This is a genomic window from Pseudomonas vancouverensis (genome assembly GCF_004348895.1).
Lineage (GTDB): Bacteria > Pseudomonadota > Gammaproteobacteria > Pseudomonadales > Pseudomonadaceae > Aquipseudomonas > Aquipseudomonas vancouverensis.
On sequence record NZ_RRZK01000008.1, the window covers coordinates 56,031 to 73,611 of the forward strand.

Here is a 17,581-nt window from a genome sequence, read left to right on the forward strand (position 1 = left end):
AACTACGCTCGACCTGTGGCCGAGTGCACACCGACGGGCTACATTTTCATTTTTCAGGATCAAGGACACATCATGCGGATGTTGATGGGGGGGATTGCGCTGGCCTTGCTGGCGGGGTGTTCGTTGCCGGCGTCGCTGGTGCCGGGCGAGCCCAATGACACCAAATACAGTGAGAAACCGCCGAAGGAATACGCCGCCTGCGTGCTCCCGGCCTGGCAACACGAAGTATCGAACACCACCCAGACCTCGATTTCCAACGGCTACCGCATCAATGCGCCGAGCGTGATCACCGCTGACGAGATCCTCGACATCGTCAAGTACAAGGACGGCAGCCGGATTTCCCTGTATCAGGGGCCGCCGTGGGCGAAATCCGCGGCCATGCGCAAAGCGATGAAGGACTGCCTGTAGACCTCAGTCGCCGACATCGGTCACCGGGATGAGACTGTCTGCGCCAGGCGCGCTTTTCTTTTCCCGGCGGTCATTCATCCAGGTTTCGATTTTCGCCCCAAATTCCGCAGGCGCCTTGCGTCCGACCCTGCGGGCCAGATCGAGGATGGTTTGCTGGGCGAGGGCTTCTTCCATACGCTTTTGCGCCACCATCATCGCCCCGTGTACCGAGCAGGGGCCGTCCAGCGCCCAGTCGGGCGGCGAGCCATCAAACAGCGCACAACGACCACGGATTTCCCGGCAATCGAAAATCGACTTGCGCCCGTCGATGGCGTTGACGATGTCGAGCAGGGTGATTTCGTCCGCCGGCCGCGCCAGTTTGAAACCGCCGCGCATGCCTTCGGTGGCGACCACCAGTTTGCCCTTGGCCAGTTTGGTGAAGATTTTCGCCAGGTAATCCAGGGGCACGCCTTGCAACTCGGCCAGGTCGCGCACACTCGCTTCGCGGGTGTCGCCGCCGTTGCCCACCAGAAATATCAGGCAGTGGATGCCGTATTCGACACCCGCACTGTAAAGAGACATTCAGATCTCCGACTTGATTAGTCGTAAATGTTAGCAGCGCGCAAGCTGCCGGGCAACGCATCCCTGCGCCCGCCAATTATTTTCCATACCGCCGATTATCCATCCGGACCAGAGTCCGTAAGGCTTTGCGAGCGAATGTCGAGACTTTAGATGATGGGCATCGAGAAAAACCGGTTGCAGGTTTTAACTCGGATCAATACAGTCGTAGTTGTTGGCTCGGCAGCGGCAGTCGCAGTTTAGAGATCGGCGCCCCGTCAGCCGCATGCAATCCAATGACGTTCAATACGGGTCTTCCCCCCTGGAGTTCACAATGAAACAGCAGATTCTGGTCATCGGCGCAGGTTTTGGCGGCATGTGGACCGCTTTGAGTGCCACCCGCCTGTTCGACATTCATGGACACAACGACGTCGAAGTCACTGTGCTGGCGCCCCAGGCCGAGTTGCGTGTGCGTCCGCGTTTCTACGAACCCAATGCGCATCAACTGGCGGCGCCGATTGGCGAGCTGTTCGACGCGGTGGGGGTGAAGTTCATCAAGGGCGCGGCTGACAGCATCGATGTCGAGCGCAAACAGGTCGGCTACACCGATGCAGCAGGCGCCAAAAAGCTGTGCAGCTACGACAAACTCGTTCTGGCCACCGGCAGCGGCCTGGCTACACCCAATACACCGGGCGTGTCCGAACATGCGTTCGATGTCGACCAGATCGAACAGGCCGTGCGCCTGGAGAATCACCTCAAGGCCCTGGCCAACCAGCCTGCGAGCAAGGCACGCAACACGGTGGTAGTTGCCGGCGGTGGTTTCACCGGGATTGAAACGGCGACAGAAATGCCGACCCGCTTGCGCGCCATTCTGGGAGAGGGCGCCGATATTGAAGTGATCATCGTCGATCGCGGGAACAAAATCGGCGGTTCGATGGGCGAGGAGATTGCGCAATCCATTGCTGAAGCCAGTCTGGCAACCGGCGTGAAATGGCACCTGAATGCCTCGGTCGTCAGTGTGGATGGCAACGGCGTGAGCCTGTCCGACGGCACGCATATTGAAGCCAGCACCGTGATCTGGACCACTGGCGTGCGCGCCAGCTCGCTGACCGCGCAGATTCCCGCCGAGCGCGATCATCTGGGCCGTCTGCATGTCGACGCGCACCTGAAGGTCATTGGCCAGGACGACATCTTCGCCACCGGCGACGTGGCCCATGCCGCCAGTGACGCGATCGGCAACTACGCGCTGATGACCTGCCAGCATGCCATCGTGCTGGGTCGTCATGCCGGCAATAACGTGGCCGCGCAGATCCTTGGCGTCGCACCGACGCCCTACAGCCAGCCCAAGTACGTCACCTGTCTGGATCTGGGTGCCTGGGGCGCGGTGTACACCGAGGGTTGGGATCGCCAGGTCAAGCTGGTCAAGCAGGAAGCGAAGGCGCTGAAAACCCAGATCAACACCCAGTGGATCTACCCACCAGCGGCCAATCGTGAAGCCGCGTGGGCGGCCGCCGATCCGTTGATTCCGATTGCCTGATACACGACTTGAACAATCCCGCCCGGACCTTCCCGGGCGGGATTTTTTTTGCCGCGAATTGCCCGCGTGAAATTTATCGTGTAGTTTTTCATGAAATTATAAATACAAAATTTCACGAGGCCGTATGTTTCAGCAATCCACGCAGCATGTCGCCAGTTACTACGCCCACTCTTGCGCCGACCAACTGGTCAACAGAACGCCGCTGGAAGGCGAGCAGGAGACCGAGGTCTTGATCATCGGTGCCGGTTTCAGTGGATTGCACACCGCGTTGCGCCTGGCCCTGGCCGGCAAACGCGTGACCTTGCTGGAGGCCAGCCGCGTGGCCTGGGCCGCTTCGGGGCGCAATGGCGGGCAGGCGATTCTCGGCTGGTCGTGCGACATGCCGCCGCTGGAAGCCGCCCTCGGTTATGAGCGCGCCCGACGCCTGTGGGACGGCATGCGCTGGGCCGCTCGGGAGCTGCGGGATTTGCCCGGTCGCCACGGATTCGATTGCGATTATCGCCCCGGCCACCTGTGGACCTCGGTGATGCCACGGCGAGTGGGCCTGTTGACCGAATGGCAACACGAGGCCAGCCACAAGTGGGGCCACGATGCCTTGCAATTCGTCGAGCGCCGCGACTTGCCGAAATGGGTCGCCAGCGAGCGCTATCAGGCGGGGCTGTACGATCCCGAGGGCGGTCATTTGAACCCGCTGAAACTGGCCCTCGGCCTGGCGGCGGCGATCGAACGCGCCGGTGGTCGCATCCATGAACAAAGCAAGGCGCTGAACTATCGCCAGCAGGGCAACGGCTTTGTGGTGAGCACCGAGCGCGGGCAGGTTCGCGCCGACGTGCTGGTGCTGGCCTGCAACGCCTACCTCGACCGGCTCGACCCGCAGTTGGCCAGTTGCGTGCTGCCGGTAGGCACCTACCAAGTCGCGACGGCACCGCTGAGCAAGGAGCAGGCCACGGCGCTGTTGCCGAGCAATGTGTGCGTGACCGACAACCAGTTCGTGCTCGACTACTTCCGGCGCACCCCGGACAACCGCCTGCTGTTTGGCGGCGGCTGCACTTACCTGGGCGGTATGCCCAAGGACATTGCCGCAGCGACCCGGCCGTTTCTGGAGCGGGTGTTCCCGCAACTGACCGGCGTCGAACTGGAGTTTGCCTGGGGCGGTCACATCGACCTGACCCTCAAGCGCACCCCGGACCTCGGTCGACGCGGCGAGCTGTACTGGATGCAGGGCTACTCGGGCCACGGCGTGTTGCCGACCCTGGCCGGCGCCCGTGCGGTGTCCGATGCGATTCTCGGCCAGTCGGACGAACTGGCCCTGTATCAGGGCCTGGACAACGGCAGTTTTCCCGGCGGCAAGTATTTCGCCGCGCCGCTGGAAGCCATTGGCAAAGCCTGGTACCGGCTGCGCGACAGCATTTGAAGCGTCAATTTCTGGAAGCCATTCGATGGACATGCAAGAAGAAATCTCGGCGTTGGCGATCCTTATCCAGGACCTGCGCAAGCACAAGAAGTACACCCTCAAGGAGCTGGCGGACAAAATCGGCCGCTCCGTCGGGTTCCTGTCCCAGGTCGAGCGCGGCCTGTCGCGCCCGACCGTGGCCGACCTGACCGCCATCAGCGAAACACTCGGCGTGCCGACCACTTATTTCTACAGCCTGCCCAAACCCATGGCCTTGCCCTGGGTGACGCGCCCGGACGAGCGCCGCACGCTGTACTACGCCGACGGCATCACCGACATCATGGTGTCGCCGAAGATGCGTGCGTCCTTTTCCATGCTCGAAAGCCAGCTCGAACCCGGCGCCAGCAGCGGCGATCGGCACATGAAGGACAGCTCGGAGCAGGGCGGTTACGTGCTCGAAGGCGAGCTGACCCTGTGGCTCGACGACAACGACCCGGTGACCCTGCACGCCGGCGACAGCTTTCAACTGGCCAGCCATGCCCACTGCCGCTACGGCAACCTTTCCGCTCAAATGACCCGCGTGCTCTGGGTCTATACCTGATAACAACAAGGAACATCACGATGGATGCTGTGTGCTCTGAACTGCTGGCCGAGGTTCGCAACTTCCGCCATTGCAACCCTGAAGTGCGCTACGTCGACCTGATCTCCCTGGACATTCCGGGGCACTTCTACGGCAAGCGCTACCCGATCGAAATGCTCGAAAAAGTCGCCGCCGGCAGCGTCTTGAAGTTGCCGCAGAACTGCGTGTTGCTCGGTACCCAGGGTGGTTTGTTCAAAATTGGTGATTACTGTTTCAACGACGGCGACCCGGATGCACCGCGACGCCTGGTGCCCGGCACGCTGAAGCTGGTCAACTGGGAGAAACAACCCCTGGGCCAGATGCTGATCACCTCCGACGGCACCGAAAAGCCCATCGAATTCGAGCCTCGCGAAGTGCTGGCGCAAGTGCTGAACAGGCTGCACCGCAAAGGCATTTTCCCGGTGGTGGCGTTCGAACTGGAGTTCTACCTGTTCGACAGTCGCTTGAAGGACGGCCTGCCACAATTCCCCCGTGATGAACTGACCGGTGACGCCGACGATCAGCCGAACATGCACATCGAACGCCTGTCGCGCTTCGCCCCGGTACTCGATGAAATGGTCGAGACCGCCCGGGCGCAAGGCATCGAGGCCACGGTGATCACCGCCGAACTCGGTCCGGGTCAGTTCGAAATCAACTTCGGCCACCTCGACGACGGCCTGCGTGCCGCTGACTGGGCTGCCCTGTTTTGCCGCAGCACCCGCGGCGTGGCCCTCAAGCACAACTACCGCGCCAGTTTCATGGCCAAGCCCTACCTGCAACACCCGGGCAGCGGCATGCACGTGCACGTCAGCCTGTACGACAAGGCCGGCAACAATCTGTTGGCCGCCAACGGCCAGCGCGCCTTGCGCCATGCCGTGGCCGGGTGCCTGGACGTGTTGCCGCACTGCATGCCGATATTCGCACCCAACCACAACGCCTTGCGCCGTCTGAGCGGCACGGTCAACGTGGCGTCCCGCGCCAGTTGGGGCTTTGAAGACCGCGACGCCTGCCTGCGGGTGCCGGACTCCGACCTGAAAAACCTGCGCATCGAACATCGCCTGGCCGGCGCCGATGCCAACCCGTACCTGGCGTTGGCGGCGATTCTGGTGGGCCTGGAGCGCGGTCTGGAAATGGAGCAGGAGCCCATCGCGCCGCTCAACGAAGACCGCGACAGCGGCATCGATTTTCCGTTGGAAATGCTCGAAGCCGTGCGCTCCCTGCAAAGCCATGCAGCGCTGCGCGAAGGCCTGGGGGCGGAGTTTGTCGACGTTTATTGCGAAAACAAGCGCCAGGATCATCTGGCATTTCTGCATGACATCAGCGCGCGGGAATACCGCTGGTTTCTCTGAGGTCCCGTAGGAAATGTGTGGATATTTAAAGGCTTAGGAGATTTAGTAACCGGATAGTGAACAAAAATATCTTGTTACAGGCCGAAATATTCCGTAATATCCGCGCCGCGTTCACCACCACGGTTTATGCATTTTTAAATCCCAGGCGTCCATCAGCTGCCTGGGATTTTTTTTTGCCTGAAAATCAGTCAGGCACTGATTCCATTGCCGGTTTGCTCAGCCTCATCAGCCCGTAATAACTCAGCGCCGGCACCAGCAACCCGACCACCCACGCCAGGTCCACGCCCTCCAGTGCCGTGGCCACCGGGCCGACGTAGAGCGTGGTGTTCATGAACGGGATCTCCAGGGCAATCGCCAGCACGAAACTGCCGCAGGCGATTTTATTCACCCGCCCGTAGATGCCGTTCAGGTCGAAGATGTCGGCAATCCGGTACTCACCCTTGCGCAGGCAGTAGTAGTCCACCAGGTTGATCGCCGTCCACGGGATCAGGAAGTAGCTCATGAAGAAAATGAAGTTGAGGAAGAAGTTGATGAAGTCGTCCTGACTGACGGTGCACAGCGCCGTGGCGATCAGGCTGATCAGCAGCATGAACACGCCGCGCACCCGTGGCGTGACCTTGAGCCGGGCGAAGGGCTCGATCACGGTGATGGTCGACATGAACGCGCCGTACAGGTTGAACACGTTGATCGACACCTGGCCATAGACGATGAAGGCAAACAACAGCACCGCGGCGCTGCCGAACAGCCCGGCGACATGACCGCCGACGTTGTTCGAGAAGTCAGCGATGCCGACACTGAGGATGGCGCCGAGAATCATCATCCACGCACCGCCCAGCACCGTACCCGCGTAGCTGTACCAGAACACCTGCGCCGTTGGCGTTCGGCTCGGCAGATAACGCGAGTAGTCCGCGACATAGGGCGCATAGGACAGCTGCCAGGTCACGGCGATGCTCACCGCCACCAGAAACTTTGCCAGCGAGAACCCGCTCGGCAACCACTGTTCGGCGGGGATCGGCAGTTGCAATGCCAACAGCGTCGCAGCGGCGAACACCAGCAGCGAGAGGACCGACAACAGCTTCTGCAAACGGTGGATCAGGCGATAGCCATACAGCGCGACGACAAAACACAGGGCGCCGATCAGGTAGATGTTGCCGCTCGCCGGCAGCGGGCTGACGCTCTCCAGTGCCTGGGCCGCCAGCAGGGTGTTGCTGACGAAGAAGCCCAGGTAAATCAGCATCACGAACAACAGCGGCAACACTGCCCCCAGCACACCGAACTGCGCCCGGCTCTGGATCATCTGCGGGATGCCCAGTTTCGGCCCTTGCGCAGAGTGCGAGGCCATGAAAATCGCCCCCAGCAGCGAACCGAGAATGATCGCCAGGGCACTCCAGAACAGGTTGAGCCCCATCACCACCGGCAACACCCCGGAGGCGATGGTGGTGATGTTCATGTTGGCGCCGAACCAGATGTAGAACAGCGATGCCGGGCGACCATGACGCTCGTTTTCCGGAATGAAATCGATGCTTCTTTTTTCAACTTGCATGGCGCTTACTCCTGAGTCCGGGCGAGGTGGGCGTGCAGACGGTCGATGGTGCCGGGCAGCTCATGGGGCTGGTGGGCAAACAGGTCCGGTTGCGCGGGTTTCAGGCTCAGGTAGTCGTGACCGGCGAGGGCGCGCAGGCATTGCGCGCAGGTGAGCATTTCCAGCGAGTAGACCCAGTTGGCCAGGATCAACAGCGCCGAATAGTGCCCGGCCAGGGTGGTCGTGGTGCAGGCGTCGCTGACTAGTCGCACGCGATAACCGAGGGCGAACGCGTCGAACACGCTGGTGAGCACGCAGACGTCGGTCAGCACGCCGCAGACGATCAAGGTCTCGACCTTCAGGGCTTTGAGCCGGGCATCGAGGTCGGTGCGATGAAAGGCGCTGTAGCGGCCCTTGTCGAACACCCATTCATGGGGTCGCGGTGCCAGCGACTCGATGATCTCCACTTGTCGGGTGCCGGCGCGATAACCCAAAGGGCCGCCGTCGGCCGCGAGGGGTTCGCCGGGAGGCAAGTCACTGCCGTCGGCCTGGTTGATGTGACGGGTGTACATCACCGGCATCCGCTGCTGGCGGGCGGCGTCGAGGAGGGCGGCGGTGTTGGCGACCACCGTAGGGAAATTTTCGAGGACGAAACCGTCCTCCTGCTGCATGTCGATGATCAACAGCGCGTTGTTATTGTTCATTGGGCAAACCTGATCAAAGGCCAAATACAAGGCAACGCACACGCCCGGCAAGTACGGGCGTGAGGTGCATGTTTGTCGGATTTGGGCTCAGTGAACTATTTGCCAGAAACCGTTCTGCTTGGCCGTGACGCTGGCGCGCAGACGTTTGAAATGCAGGTGCGAAGCGCTCCATTCACCGCGCAGGTAAGCCCGCGCGGCACCGGAGGGGAGGGCATGAAACCGGAGGCGATCAACCATCATTGAATTCACCCCCCTGTAGGAGCGAGCATGCTCGCGAAAAACTTCTGGACCACGCGGTCCTTCAGATGACGCGCGTTATCGTTGACGTCCATCGCGAGCAAGCTCGCTCCCACAGTGATCTGTGTTGAACCCCGGATTTGTGTTCGGGGGCAGTCTGGCGCATTCAGCGAAAAGCTGGCACCACGTGCTTGATGAACAGCTCCAGGGACTTTTTCTTTTCCGCGTGGGGCAGGCTGTTATCGCACCAGAAACTGAACTCGTCGACACCCAGTTCCTGGTAGTACTTGATGCGCGGAATGATCTCTTCCGGGGTGCCGATCATCGCGGTCTTGTGCAGGCTTTCCAGTTCGAATTCCGGGCGACCGGCGAATTTCTCTTCCGGGCTGGGCTCGAGGAAGCCGTTGACCGGCGTGGTCTTGTTGCCGAACCAGGCATCGAAGGTGCGATAGAACCTGGAGATGGCCTTGGCCCCCACTTGCCAGCCTTGGGGATCGTCGGCGGTGTGCACGTGGGTGTGACGCAGCACCATCAGTTGCGGGCGTGGCACGCCAGGGTTGTTGTCCAGTGCGGCCTGGAACTTGTTCTTCAGGTCCAGCACTTCTTCGTCGCCCTTCATCAGCGGCGTGACCATCACGTTGCAGCCGTTGGCCACGGCGAAGTTGTGCGAATCCGGGTCGCGGGCGGCGATCCACATCGGTGGGTTCGGTTGTTGGATCGGCTTGGGCACGCTGGTCGAGGTGGGGAATTTCCAGATGTCGCCGTCATGGGCGTAGTCGCCGTTCCACAGGGCGCGCACCACCGGCACCATCTCGCGCAGTGCCTGGCCGCCGCTGGACGCAGGCATGCCGCCGGCCATGCGGTCGAACTCGATCTGGTAGGCACCACGGGCCAGGCCCACTTCCATGCGTCCGTTGCTGATCACGTCGAGCAGTGCACATTCACCGGCCACCCGCAGCGGGTGCCAGAACGGCGCGATGATGGTGCCGGCGCCCAGGTGAATGGTGGTGGTCTTGCCCGCCAGGTACGCCAGCAGCGGCATCGGGCTCGGCGAGATGGTGTACTCCATGGAGTGGTGTTCGCCGATCCATACGGTGCTGAAACCACCGGCCTCGGCCATCAGGGTCAGTTCGGTCAGGTCCTCGAACAACTGGCGGTGGCTGACGCTTTCGTCCCAACGTTCCATGTGTACGAACAGGGAAAACTTCATGACGTGTACCTCGAATCTTTTGTTGTTGGCCTGTCGACTGCGGGCCTGTTGCCAGGGATGAGCGCGGCGCGCCCCGGGGTGTTCTCGCCAGTGTAAAGCGCGTCTTGGAGTACGGCTGGCCGGCTGATTGAATATTGGTATACCATAATACGGAATATCCGCAAAATATTTCTCTCAAACGGTCAAGCACTCACCTCACAAGGAAGGCGAGCTCAATGAACATAAAACAAAAACTGACCCTGGCTTTTGCCGTCATCGCCAGCCTGCCGGTGTTGCTGGTGGCGGTGCTGATCATCCTCAACCTGCGCAACGAAGCACGCGAAGCCTTTACCGACAGCAGTGCGCGGGAAATTCGCCAGGTCGAAACGGCCATGCAACTGTTCTTCGAAGGCATCAGCCAGAACGTCGCTTACCTGGCCGAGCACCCGCAGTTGCAGGCCATCGATGGCCACCTCAAGCGCTACCTGGGCAGCGACGCGGCGCAGGTGCCGATGGGCGAGCAGGATCAACGGGTGTTCCAGTTGTTCGCCGGGCTGGCCAAGAGTCATCCGGCCTATGCCTACCTGTCGTTGGGCACCGAAGAGGGCGGTTATGTGTTCTGGCCCGGTGACCCGAAACTGGCCGGCTACGACCCGCGCACCCGGCCCTGGTACAAGACGGCGTTGGCCAACCCGGGCAAGACCTTGCGTACCGATGCTTATTACTGGGCGGCCGACGACGTCGTGTTGGTCAGCACCGTGCGCAGTTTCAGCAATCAGCTGGGCAGCCATGGCGGCGTGGTGAACATCGATGTGTCGCTCAAGCAACTGACCGATCTGGTCAAGCAGATCAAGCTGGGTGAAAGCGGCTACCTGATGCTGATGGAAGGCAACAACACCGTGCTGGTCGACCCCCATGATCCGAGCCACAACTTCAAGGCACTGGCGGAGCTCGGCGAAGGCTATCGACAGTTGGCCGAGTCCGGCAAAGGCCTGGTCGACGTTGAGTTGGCGGGCGAGCGCTACATGGCCTTTGTCTGGCCCTCGACGTCGTTGGGCTGGCGCTTTGTAGGCGTCGTGCCTGAGCGCGAAGTGATGGCCGCCGCCACACGCCTGACCTGGATCATCGCCGCCATCGCGCTGGTCTGTGCCGGGTTGTTCGCCATGGCCGGCGCCTGGTTTGCCGGGCTGATCGTCAAGCCGATTCGTGGGGTGGCCAATGGTCTGGAAGGTATCGCCCAGGGCGAGGGCGATCTGACGGCGCGCCTGGCGGTACGTGGGCAGGATGAAACGGCGCAACTGGCCGGTTGGTTCAACCAGTTTCTCGAAGCGATTCGCAGCCTCATCCAGCGCATCGGCCAGGCGTCGGGGCAGATCCACAGCAGTTCGGGCAGTGCCACCGAGGTGTCGGTGGAAATGGCCGAGGTGGCCTCGCGTCAGCGTGAAGCCGTGGACATGGTGTCGACGGCCTTTCATGAAATGGTTGCCACCTCCCACGAAGTGGCGCGCTCCTGCAGTCAGGCGGCGGATTCGGCCGACAATGGCCAGCGTCAGGCCCGCACCGGGCAGCAACAGATCGATAACGCGGTGAACAATGTCGGGCGCCTGAGCCAGGAGATCGGTCACTCGGCTGATGCGATGCAGCAACTGGAACAGGACAGCAACGACATTCAGTCGATTCTCGGCACCATCCGTTCGATTGCCGAGCAGACCAACCTGCTGGCCCTCAATGCGGCGATTGAAGCGGCGCGCGCTGGCGAGCAGGGCCGGGGGTTTGCCGTGGTCGCCGACGAGGTGCGTGCGTTGGCCAAACGCACCGCGGACTCGACCAGTGAGATCGACGGCCTGCTCGGCAATCTGGCGCGGCGCACCCACCAGATGGGCAAGCAAATGCATGCCAGCCTGGAGATGTCCCAGGAGACGGTGCTGTCGATCAACGAAGCGCGGGCAAGTTTCGGTCTGATTCGCGAGTCGGTGGACGTGATCCGTGACATGAACACGCAGATCGCCACGGCGGCGGAAGAACAGCACCAGGTGGCCGAGGACATCAATCGGCACATCAGCCAGATTCACGGTGATGCGCAACGGGTCGCCAACCTCGCGGACGCCACCCGTGAAGACGCGCAGAACCTGACCGAGCTGTCGCAAACGTTGAATGGCCTGGTGAGCCGCTTCAGGACCTGACCTGCAATCGCGAGCGGGCCCGCTCCAGCAGCGGGACGCTTTGCTCAAGGGGGTATGACTTGAAGTCATGCCCCCATGACTTTTAATGGTTACAGCCCCGCCAACCCCCGGTGTTAAAAAATCGCAAACCAGCTCATCAACAACAAAAAAGAGCGTTTGCAACCATGACCCATCATCACTGCTGCGTCTTCGCACATTTCCCGCTGCGCTCTTCGAATCCCGACTTTTGCCACGCCAGGCCCGCTGCCTGCGTGCGCTTCTGACCGTCCCCAACATCCCTCTGCGTCCTGACAAGAGAAACGATCATGAAAGAACTCGACCTGTACATCGGTGAAGGCTTCGAAGGCCCGGGCGTGAACGCCGCGCACATCAACATCCTCATCGGCCCGCGCAACGGCCCGGCCGGCCAGGCGTTCGCCAACAGCCTGGCATCGCCAAGCCAGGGGCACTGCCCGTTCATGGTGATCGCCCAGCCGAACATCCCGGTCAAGCCGATGACCCTGTACGTGAACAAGGCCGCGATCAGCAGCGACCTGCACGGCAACGCCACCTGGGGCGCGTCCCAGGCCGGTATCGCCAAGGCGGTTCTCGAAGCGCTGCTCGACGGCACCCTGCCGCCGGAAGCCGAAGACGAGTGGGCCATCGTCACCGCCAACTGGGTCAACCCGTCCTGCGACGACCTCGATGCGGTGTACCTGAACAACTACAACGCCTGCCGCACCGCGATCCGCGCCGCCCTGACCGGCAAGCCGGAAACCGCGCAGCTGGCGGACGTGGTCGGTCACATCAGCAACCCTTTCTACACCCCTAAAGCCTGAGGTCCGCGCCATGCAATACATTCGTTTGGGCAACTCCGGTCTCGAAGTCTCCCGCCTGTGCCTGGGCACCATGAACATGGGCACCCCGGACTGGAAACCGTGGATCTTCGATGAGAAGAAAAGCGAGCCGATCGTCAAGCACGCACTGGACAACGGCGTGAACTTCATCGACCTGGCGGACTTCTATTCCGCCGGCGTCGGCGAAGAAGTGGTGGGGCGCATCGTCAAGCGCCTGGCCCGTCGCGAAGACCTGGTGATCACCACCAAGGTCGGCTACGGCACCCGTTCGGGCATCAACGCCAGCGGCCATTCGCGCAAGCACATCATGGACAGCATCGATGCGTCCCTGAAGCGCCTGGACATGGATTACGTCGACGTCTTCATGCTGCACTACTTCGACGTCAACACCCCGGTCGAAGAGACCATGAGCGCGATGAACGACATCGTGCGCTCCGGCAAGGCCCGCTACATCGGCGTGTCGACCATGCTCACCGGGCAACTGGCGAAGATCCTCATGGCCTGCGAGCGCAATGGCTGGGTCAAGCCGATCAACATGCAGCTGCAACTGAACTGCGCCTACCGCGAAGAAGAGCGCGAGATGATCCCGTTCTGCCGCGATCAGGGTCTCGGTGTCTCGGTGTTCAGCCCGCTGGCCCGTGGTCTGCTGACTGGTGACGTGCAGTCGACCCGCAACCAGACCGACTTCTTCACCCAGCAGATGTACAGTGACGAAGCCTCCTTCGAAATCGCCCATTCGGTGCAGCGTGTGGCCCGTGCCCGCGGTGTGTCCAACGCGCAGATTGCCCAGGCGTGGGTGGCCAACCATCCGGGCGTGGATTGCATGCTGGTCGGCGCCGACACCACCGAGCAGTTCGACAGCGCCCTGGCGGCCCTGGAGACCAAGCTCGATGCCGAAGAGCTGCACGAGCTGGAACGCAACTACACACCGTGCGACGTGATCAACGATTACACCGCCGGCAAACGTATCCTGCGCACCGCCCGTCCGGGTCTGGAACGCTTCAACCTGACTGAGGCGGTGGCATGAGCGCGTTGATTCGGCACGGCAATTTCATTGATGGTGCATGGAGCAGTGGAGGCGCCACTTACCCGGTGCTGAACCCGGCCAACGGCGAGTTGATCGCCGAGGTGCAAAAAGCCGGCGCTGAAGAAACCAACCAAGCCATCGCAGCCGCCGAGCGTGCCTTGCCGGCCTGGCGCAAGCTGACCGCCAAGGAACGCAGCCAGCGCATCAAGCGCTGGGGCGAGCTGATGCTGAGCAACCAGAAGGAACTGGCCACCTTGCTCAGCCGTGAGCAGGGCAAGCCTCTGGCCGAAGCCATGGGCGAAGTGGTCTACGCAGCGAGTTTTCTCGAGTGGTTCGCCGAGGAAGCCAAGCGCGCCTACGGCGATGTGATCCCGAGCCACAAGGCCGATGCGCGGATCATCGTGGTCAAGGAAGCCATAGGCGTCGTCGCGGCGATCACCCCGTGGAACTTCCCGCTGGCCATGGTCACTCGCAAAGTCGGCCCGGCACTGGCGGCCGGTTGCACCATGATCCTCAAGCCCTCGGAAGAAACCCCGCTGTCGGCCTTCGCCCTGGCGGTGCTGGCCGAGCAGGCCGGGATTCCCGCCGGTGTGTTCAACGTGGTCTCGGGTGATGCCGTGGCCATTGGCGGTGCGCTGCAGGCTTCCAGCGTGGTGCGCAAGCTGTCGTTCACCGGCTCGACCCGTACCGGCAAATTGCTGATGCGCCAGGCCGCGGACACCCTGAAAAAGGTCTCGCTGGAGTTGGGCGGCAATGCGCCGTTCATTGTCTTCGACGATGCCGATCTGGATGCCGCCGTCAAAGGCGCGATGGCCTCGAAATTCCGCAACACCGGGCAGACCTGCGTTTGCGTCAACCGCTTCTTCATTCAGGACGGCGTCTACGAGGCCTTCACCGGCAAGCTCGCCGAAGCCGTCGCCGCCATGCGTGTCGGCAGTGCCCTGGAAGGCGAAACCGAACAAGGTCCGCTGATCAACGCAGCGGCGCTGGCCAAGGTCGAACTGCACGTCAGTGACGCAGTGGAGAAGGGTGCCAAAGTCTTGTGCGGCGGTCGTCGCCATGCGCTGGGCGGCACCTTCTATGAGCCGACCATCCTCGCCGAAGCCAACGGCGAGATGCTGATCGCCCAGGATGAAACCTTCGGACCGGTGGCTGCCTGCTTCCGCTTCAAGGATGAAGCCGAGGTGCTGCAAAAGGCCAACGACACGCCATTCGGCCTGTCGGCCTACTTCTACAGCCGCGACATCGGCCGTGTCTGGCGCATGGCCGAAGGCCTGGAAGCGGGCATGGTCGGGATCAACGAAGGGATCATTTCCACGGAAGTGGCACCCTTCGGCGGTATCAAGGAATCGGGCCTGGGTCGCGAAGGTTCGAAGTACGGTCTGGATGACTATCTGGAAATCAAATACCTGTTGATGGGTGGTTTGTAACCCTCAGTCGGTACCCCTGTAGGAGCGAGCCTGCTCGCGATGATGGCGTGTCAGTCGACATCAGTATTGCCTGACTCAGCGCTATTGCGAGCAGGCTCGCTCCTACAGGAATTACACGTTTCTTTTCTCCATCTATAACAACAACTGGAGACGAACATGTCCGTAAAACCGGTAAAAATCGACGACCTGCCCATTGGCCGCTTTCACATCAAAATCGCCGGCCTCACGTTCGGCGCGCACTTCACCGACGGCTACATCCTTGGCCTGATCGGTATCGCTTTCACCTTGCTGAGCCCGCAGATGCAGCTGGACGCATTCTGGCAGGGCCTGATCGGTGCTTCGGCGCTGATCGGCCTGTTTCTCGGCAGCCTGTTCTTCGGCTGGATCTCCGACAAGGTCGGCCGGCAGAAAATCTTCCTGGTCAGCTTCGTACTGATCACTGTCGCTTCGGTGATGCAGTTCTACGTCGAGTCGGCGCTGACCCTGTTCCTCTGTCGGGTGCTGATCGGCATCGGCCTCGGTGGTGACTTCAGTGTCGGCCACGCCATGCTGGCCGAGTTCTCGCCGAAGAAACACCGTGGCGTGTTGCTCGGTTCGTTCAGCGTGATCTGGACCTTCGGCTACGTCGCCGCGACCTTCGTCGGTACCGCCATGCTCAGCCTCGGTGACGACGCCTGGCGCTGGATGCTGGCCTCGTCGGCGATCCCGGCGGCGTTGATCCTGATTGCCCGTATCGGCACCCCGGAATCGCCACGCTGGCTGGTCAATCAGGGGCGCATTGCCGAGGCCCGCGCCATCGTCAAGAAGCATCTGGGCGAGCATGTCGAACTGGACGAAACCCCGTCCGGCGAGACCCGTTCCGGCTACGCCGTGCTGTTCAGCCCCGAGTACCGCAAGCGCACCGCGTTCAACTGCCTGTTCTTCGTGTGCATCGTGATGCCGTACTTCGCCATCTACACCTTCCTGCCGTCGATCCTGCAGAAAATGGGCTTGGCCGAGGGCTTCGGCACTGAGCTGATGTTGAACATGCTGTTGATCCTCGGTGCGCTGATCGGCATCTGGTGCACGATCAGGTTCACCCGGCGCGGGTTCCTCATCAACTCGTTCATCATCCTCGCGGTGGCGCTGTTCCTGCTGGCGGTGTTGCCGGGCAGTGCGGCGTGGCTGATGGTGCTGGTGTTCGGTGTGTTTACCCTGGTGTTGTCGGCGGTGAGCAACCTGGTCGGCGTGTTCCCGGCCGAGAGCTTCCCGACCGAAGTGCGCGCCAGCGGCATTGGTCTGGCGACGGCGGTGAGCCGTCTGGGTTCGGCAATCAGTACCTTCCTGTTGCCGGTGAGCGTGGCGGGTATCGGTTTGAGCCCGACCATGGGCATTCTCGCGGCGATCCTGGCGATCGGTGCCTTGCTGTCCTGGGCCTGGGCACCGGAGACCAAGTCGCTGACCCTGAGTCAGGCGTGCAAGGTGCAGAGTCCTGTTGAAGGTGGTGTGACATTGGCGGTAAAAGCCGCAACACCGGTCTAGAAATCATCCACAAATCCCTGTGGGGGCTTGCCCGCGATGGCGGTGTGTCAGATTGCAGATGTACCGACTGACCCTCCCTCATCGCGGGCAAGCTCGCTCCCACAGTGGGTATTGGTGTGCAGGGAATGACAAGGTGTCAGGGATTACTGACCACACTCAGCCATTCGGTAAACAAGCGCACCTTCGACAGGCCCTGCTTGTCATTCGCCACATCCAGCCAATAACCATACGGCCCGATCACCTCCACCGGGGTGATCGGCAGCAGGCTGCCGTTGGCCAGTTCCTTGACGATCATCTGCCGGTCGATCACCGCCAGGCCACCCCCGGCCAGGGCTGTGTGAATCACCTGGTCCAGGGTGCTGAATTCCAGCCCTTGCCCGGCATCGACATCCTCGCGGCCCATGGCCGCCAGCCAGTTCTCCCAGACCTTCAGGCGCTTGCCGTCGTGCAGGATGTGCAGCAATGGAAATTGCCGCAGGTCCGGCGGCTGCTCGCCGTTGAACAGCTCCGGGCTGGCGACGGCGATGTGCCGTTCCATCACCAGTAACCGGCTGCTGCAATGGTGCGCCGCTTCCAGACCGAAGCGAATGTGGCAGTCGATTTCGGCGAGGCTGTCGTGGCCCATCTGGTTGGTCACGCTCAGGCTGATGTCCGGGTAGCGTTGCACGAAGGCGCGCAGGTGCGCGGACAACCAGCGCGTGGCCCAGGTCGGCGGGGCGACGATGCGCAAGCGCTGGCGCAGATTGGGTACGCGCACGGCTTGCAGCGCGCGTTCAATGTGGTCGAAGGCTTGTGCCAGGTGCGGCGAGAGGGCCGTGCCGCTCTCGGTCAGCGACAGGCCCTGGGGCGTGCGGATGAACAGCGCGACGCCCAGGTAATCTTCCAGCTGTTTGATCTGCCGGCTGACCGCACCCTGGGTGACGTTCAGCTCCAGGGCTGCCTGGCTGAAACTGCGATGCCGCGCGACTTCTTCGAAGACACGCAGCATGTTGAGCGAGGGCAGTTGACGCATGAAAGGAGGGCTCCGCACCGGCCGCCGCTGTTGAGTGGGGCAGGTTTTCTGTACGAAATATCCGAAGGCCCTATCTG

General features: G+C 61.8%; 15 protein-coding genes and 2 pseudogenes. 11 read left to right on the top strand and 6 right to left on the bottom strand.

All coding sequences use genetic code 11. The features are described from left to right. Positions 1–72: 72 nt before the first annotated feature. Positions 73–408 carry a hypothetical protein gene (locus EIY72_RS07980; protein WP_093218532.1) on the top strand — a complete coding sequence of 112 codons (336 nt, stop codon included), beginning with the start codon at positions 73–75 and terminating at the stop codon, positions 406–408. Positions 409–411: 3 nt separating this feature from the next. On the opposite strand, the gene EIY72_RS07985 is transcribed toward EIY72_RS07980, so the two are convergent. Next, complete coding sequence (locus EIY72_RS07985) at positions 412–969, bottom strand: RrF2 family transcriptional regulator (RefSeq protein WP_093218533.1); 558 nt, start codon at positions 967–969, stop codon at positions 412–414. Positions 970–1,279: 310 nt separating this feature from the next. On the opposite strand from EIY72_RS07985, the gene EIY72_RS07990 reads away from it, so the two are divergent. The 4 genes from EIY72_RS07990 (at position 1,280) to EIY72_RS08005 (ending at position 5,843) form a co-directional block, all read left to right on the top strand. Further along, positions 1,280–2,482 (top strand): NAD(P)/FAD-dependent oxidoreductase, encoded by a 1,203-nt coding sequence (locus tag EIY72_RS07990; RefSeq protein ID WP_093218534.1) that lies wholly within the window; start codon positions 1,280–1,282, stop codon positions 2,480–2,482. Positions 2,483–2,606: 124 nt separating this feature from the next. Continuing rightward, positions 2,607–3,896 carry an NAD(P)/FAD-dependent oxidoreductase gene (locus EIY72_RS07995; protein WP_093218535.1) on the top strand — a complete coding sequence of 430 codons (1,290 nt, stop codon included), beginning with the start codon at positions 2,607–2,609 and terminating at the stop codon, positions 3,894–3,896. 25 nt (positions 3,897–3,921) lie between these two features. After that, positions 3,922–4,476, top strand: a complete 555-nt coding sequence (locus EIY72_RS08000; protein WP_093218537.1) for a helix-turn-helix domain-containing protein — start codon at positions 3,922–3,924, stop codon at positions 4,474–4,476. 20 nt (positions 4,477–4,496) lie between these two features. Then, positions 4,497–5,843: a glutamine synthetase family protein gene (locus tag EIY72_RS08005; RefSeq protein WP_093218538.1), complete on the top strand. Its 1,347-nt coding sequence runs from the start codon at positions 4,497–4,499 to the stop codon at positions 5,841–5,843. Between the two features lie 184 nt (positions 5,844–6,027). Here EIY72_RS08005 and EIY72_RS08010 read toward each other — a convergent pair whose 3' ends face one another. From EIY72_RS08010 to EIY72_RS08020, 4 genes are all read right to left on the bottom strand, one after another. Continuing rightward, positions 6,028–7,386: a purine-cytosine permease family protein gene (locus EIY72_RS08010; RefSeq protein ID WP_093218540.1), complete on the bottom strand. Its 1,359-nt coding sequence runs from the start codon at positions 7,384–7,386 to the stop codon at positions 6,028–6,030. 5 nt (positions 7,387–7,391) lie between these two features. After that, a complete protein-coding gene (locus tag EIY72_RS08015; protein WP_093218542.1) occupies positions 7,392–8,069 on the bottom strand; it encodes a cysteine hydrolase family protein in 678 nt (225 codons plus the stop codon). A gap of 87 nt (positions 8,070–8,156) precedes the next feature. After that, positions 8,157–8,306: a hypothetical protein gene (locus EIY72_RS29875; protein WP_165939588.1), complete on the bottom strand. Its 150-nt coding sequence runs from the start codon at positions 8,304–8,306 to the stop codon at positions 8,157–8,159. A gap of 166 nt (positions 8,307–8,472) precedes the next feature. Next, on the bottom strand, positions 8,473–9,516 hold the full coding sequence (locus EIY72_RS08020; RefSeq protein ID WP_093218543.1) for an LLM class flavin-dependent oxidoreductase: 1,044 nt from the start codon (positions 9,514–9,516) through the stop codon (positions 8,473–8,475). Positions 9,517–9,887: 371 nt separating this feature from the next. Between EIY72_RS08020 and EIY72_RS30315 the strand changes: the two are divergent. The 6 genes and pseudogenes from EIY72_RS30315 to EIY72_RS08045 all read left to right on the top strand — a co-directional run. Continuing rightward, positions 9,888–10,820: pseudogene (locus tag EIY72_RS30315) on the top strand (cache domain-containing sensor histidine kinase); the annotation flags it as partial. 258 nt (positions 10,821–11,078) lie between these two features. After that, positions 11,079–11,678 (top strand): annotated as a pseudogene (locus tag EIY72_RS30320) (methyl-accepting chemotaxis protein); the annotation flags it as partial. 305 nt (positions 11,679–11,983) lie between these two features. Next, a complete protein-coding gene (fae, locus tag EIY72_RS08030) occupies positions 11,984–12,496 on the top strand; it encodes a formaldehyde-activating enzyme (protein WP_093218549.1) in 513 nt (170 codons plus the stop codon). 10 nt (positions 12,497–12,506) lie between these two features. Then, positions 12,507–13,541: an aldo/keto reductase gene (locus EIY72_RS08035; RefSeq protein ID WP_093218550.1), complete on the top strand. Its 1,035-nt coding sequence runs from the start codon at positions 12,507–12,509 to the stop codon at positions 13,539–13,541. After that, positions 13,538–14,971, top strand: coding sequence for an NAD-dependent succinate-semialdehyde dehydrogenase (locus EIY72_RS08040; protein ID WP_093218552.1), 1,434 nt, complete (start codon positions 13,538–13,540; stop codon positions 14,969–14,971). The genes EIY72_RS08035 and EIY72_RS08040 overlap by 4 nt, the downstream gene beginning before the upstream one ends. Before the next feature lie 156 nt (positions 14,972–15,127). Next, positions 15,128–16,492, top strand: coding sequence for an MFS transporter (locus EIY72_RS08045; RefSeq protein ID WP_093218553.1), 1,365 nt, complete (start codon positions 15,128–15,130; stop codon positions 16,490–16,492). Positions 16,493–16,628: 136 nt separating this feature from the next. Here EIY72_RS08045 and EIY72_RS08050 read toward each other — a convergent pair whose 3' ends face one another. Continuing rightward, positions 16,629–17,504: a LysR substrate-binding domain-containing protein gene (locus EIY72_RS08050; protein ID WP_093218554.1), complete on the bottom strand. Its 876-nt coding sequence runs from the start codon at positions 17,502–17,504 to the stop codon at positions 16,629–16,631. Positions 17,505–17,581 lie beyond the last annotated feature (77 nt).

Excerpts from the sequence above, each read along its gene's own strand:
- EIY72_RS08045 (WP_093218553.1), top strand. The coding sequence starts at position 15,128 with ATGTCCGTAAAACCGGTAAAAATCGACGACCTGCCCATTGGCCGCTTT.
- EIY72_RS08000 (WP_093218537.1), top strand. The coding sequence starts at position 3,922 with ATGGACATGCAAGAAGAAATCTCGGCGTTGGCGATCCTTATCCAGGAC.
- fae (WP_093218549.1), top strand. The coding sequence starts at position 11,984 with ATGAAAGAACTCGACCTGTACATCGGTGAAGGCTTCGAAGGCCCGGGC.
- EIY72_RS07995 (WP_093218535.1), top strand. The coding sequence starts at position 2,607 with ATGTTTCAGCAATCCACGCAGCATGTCGCCAGTTACTACGCCCACTCT.
- EIY72_RS08015 (WP_093218542.1), bottom strand. The coding sequence starts at position 8,069 with ATGAACAATAACAACGCGCTGTTGATCATCGACATGCAGCAGGAGGAC.
- EIY72_RS08040 (WP_093218552.1), top strand. The coding sequence starts at position 13,538 with ATGAGCGCGTTGATTCGGCACGGCAATTTCATTGATGGTGCATGGAGC.
- EIY72_RS08005 (WP_093218538.1), top strand. The coding sequence starts at position 4,497 with ATGGATGCTGTGTGCTCTGAACTGCTGGCCGAGGTTCGCAACTTCCGC.
- EIY72_RS08035 (WP_093218550.1), top strand. The coding sequence starts at position 12,507 with ATGCAATACATTCGTTTGGGCAACTCCGGTCTCGAAGTCTCCCGCCTG.
- EIY72_RS07985 (WP_093218533.1), bottom strand. The coding sequence starts at position 969 with ATGTCTCTTTACAGTGCGGGTGTCGAATACGGCATCCACTGCCTGATA.
- EIY72_RS08010 (WP_093218540.1), bottom strand. The coding sequence starts at position 7,386 with ATGCAAGTTGAAAAAAGAAGCATCGATTTCATTCCGGAAAACGAGCGT.
- EIY72_RS07990 (WP_093218534.1), top strand. The coding sequence starts at position 1,280 with ATGAAACAGCAGATTCTGGTCATCGGCGCAGGTTTTGGCGGCATGTGG.
- EIY72_RS29875 (WP_165939588.1), bottom strand. The coding sequence starts at position 8,306 with ATGGTTGATCGCCTCCGGTTTCATGCCCTCCCCTCCGGTGCCGCGCGG.
- EIY72_RS08020 (WP_093218543.1), bottom strand. The coding sequence starts at position 9,516 with ATGAAGTTTTCCCTGTTCGTACACATGGAACGTTGGGACGAAAGCGTC.
- EIY72_RS07980 (WP_093218532.1), top strand. The coding sequence starts at position 73 with ATGCGGATGTTGATGGGGGGGATTGCGCTGGCCTTGCTGGCGGGGTGT.
- EIY72_RS08050 (WP_093218554.1), bottom strand. The coding sequence starts at position 17,504 with ATGCGTCAACTGCCCTCGCTCAACATGCTGCGTGTCTTCGAAGAAGTC.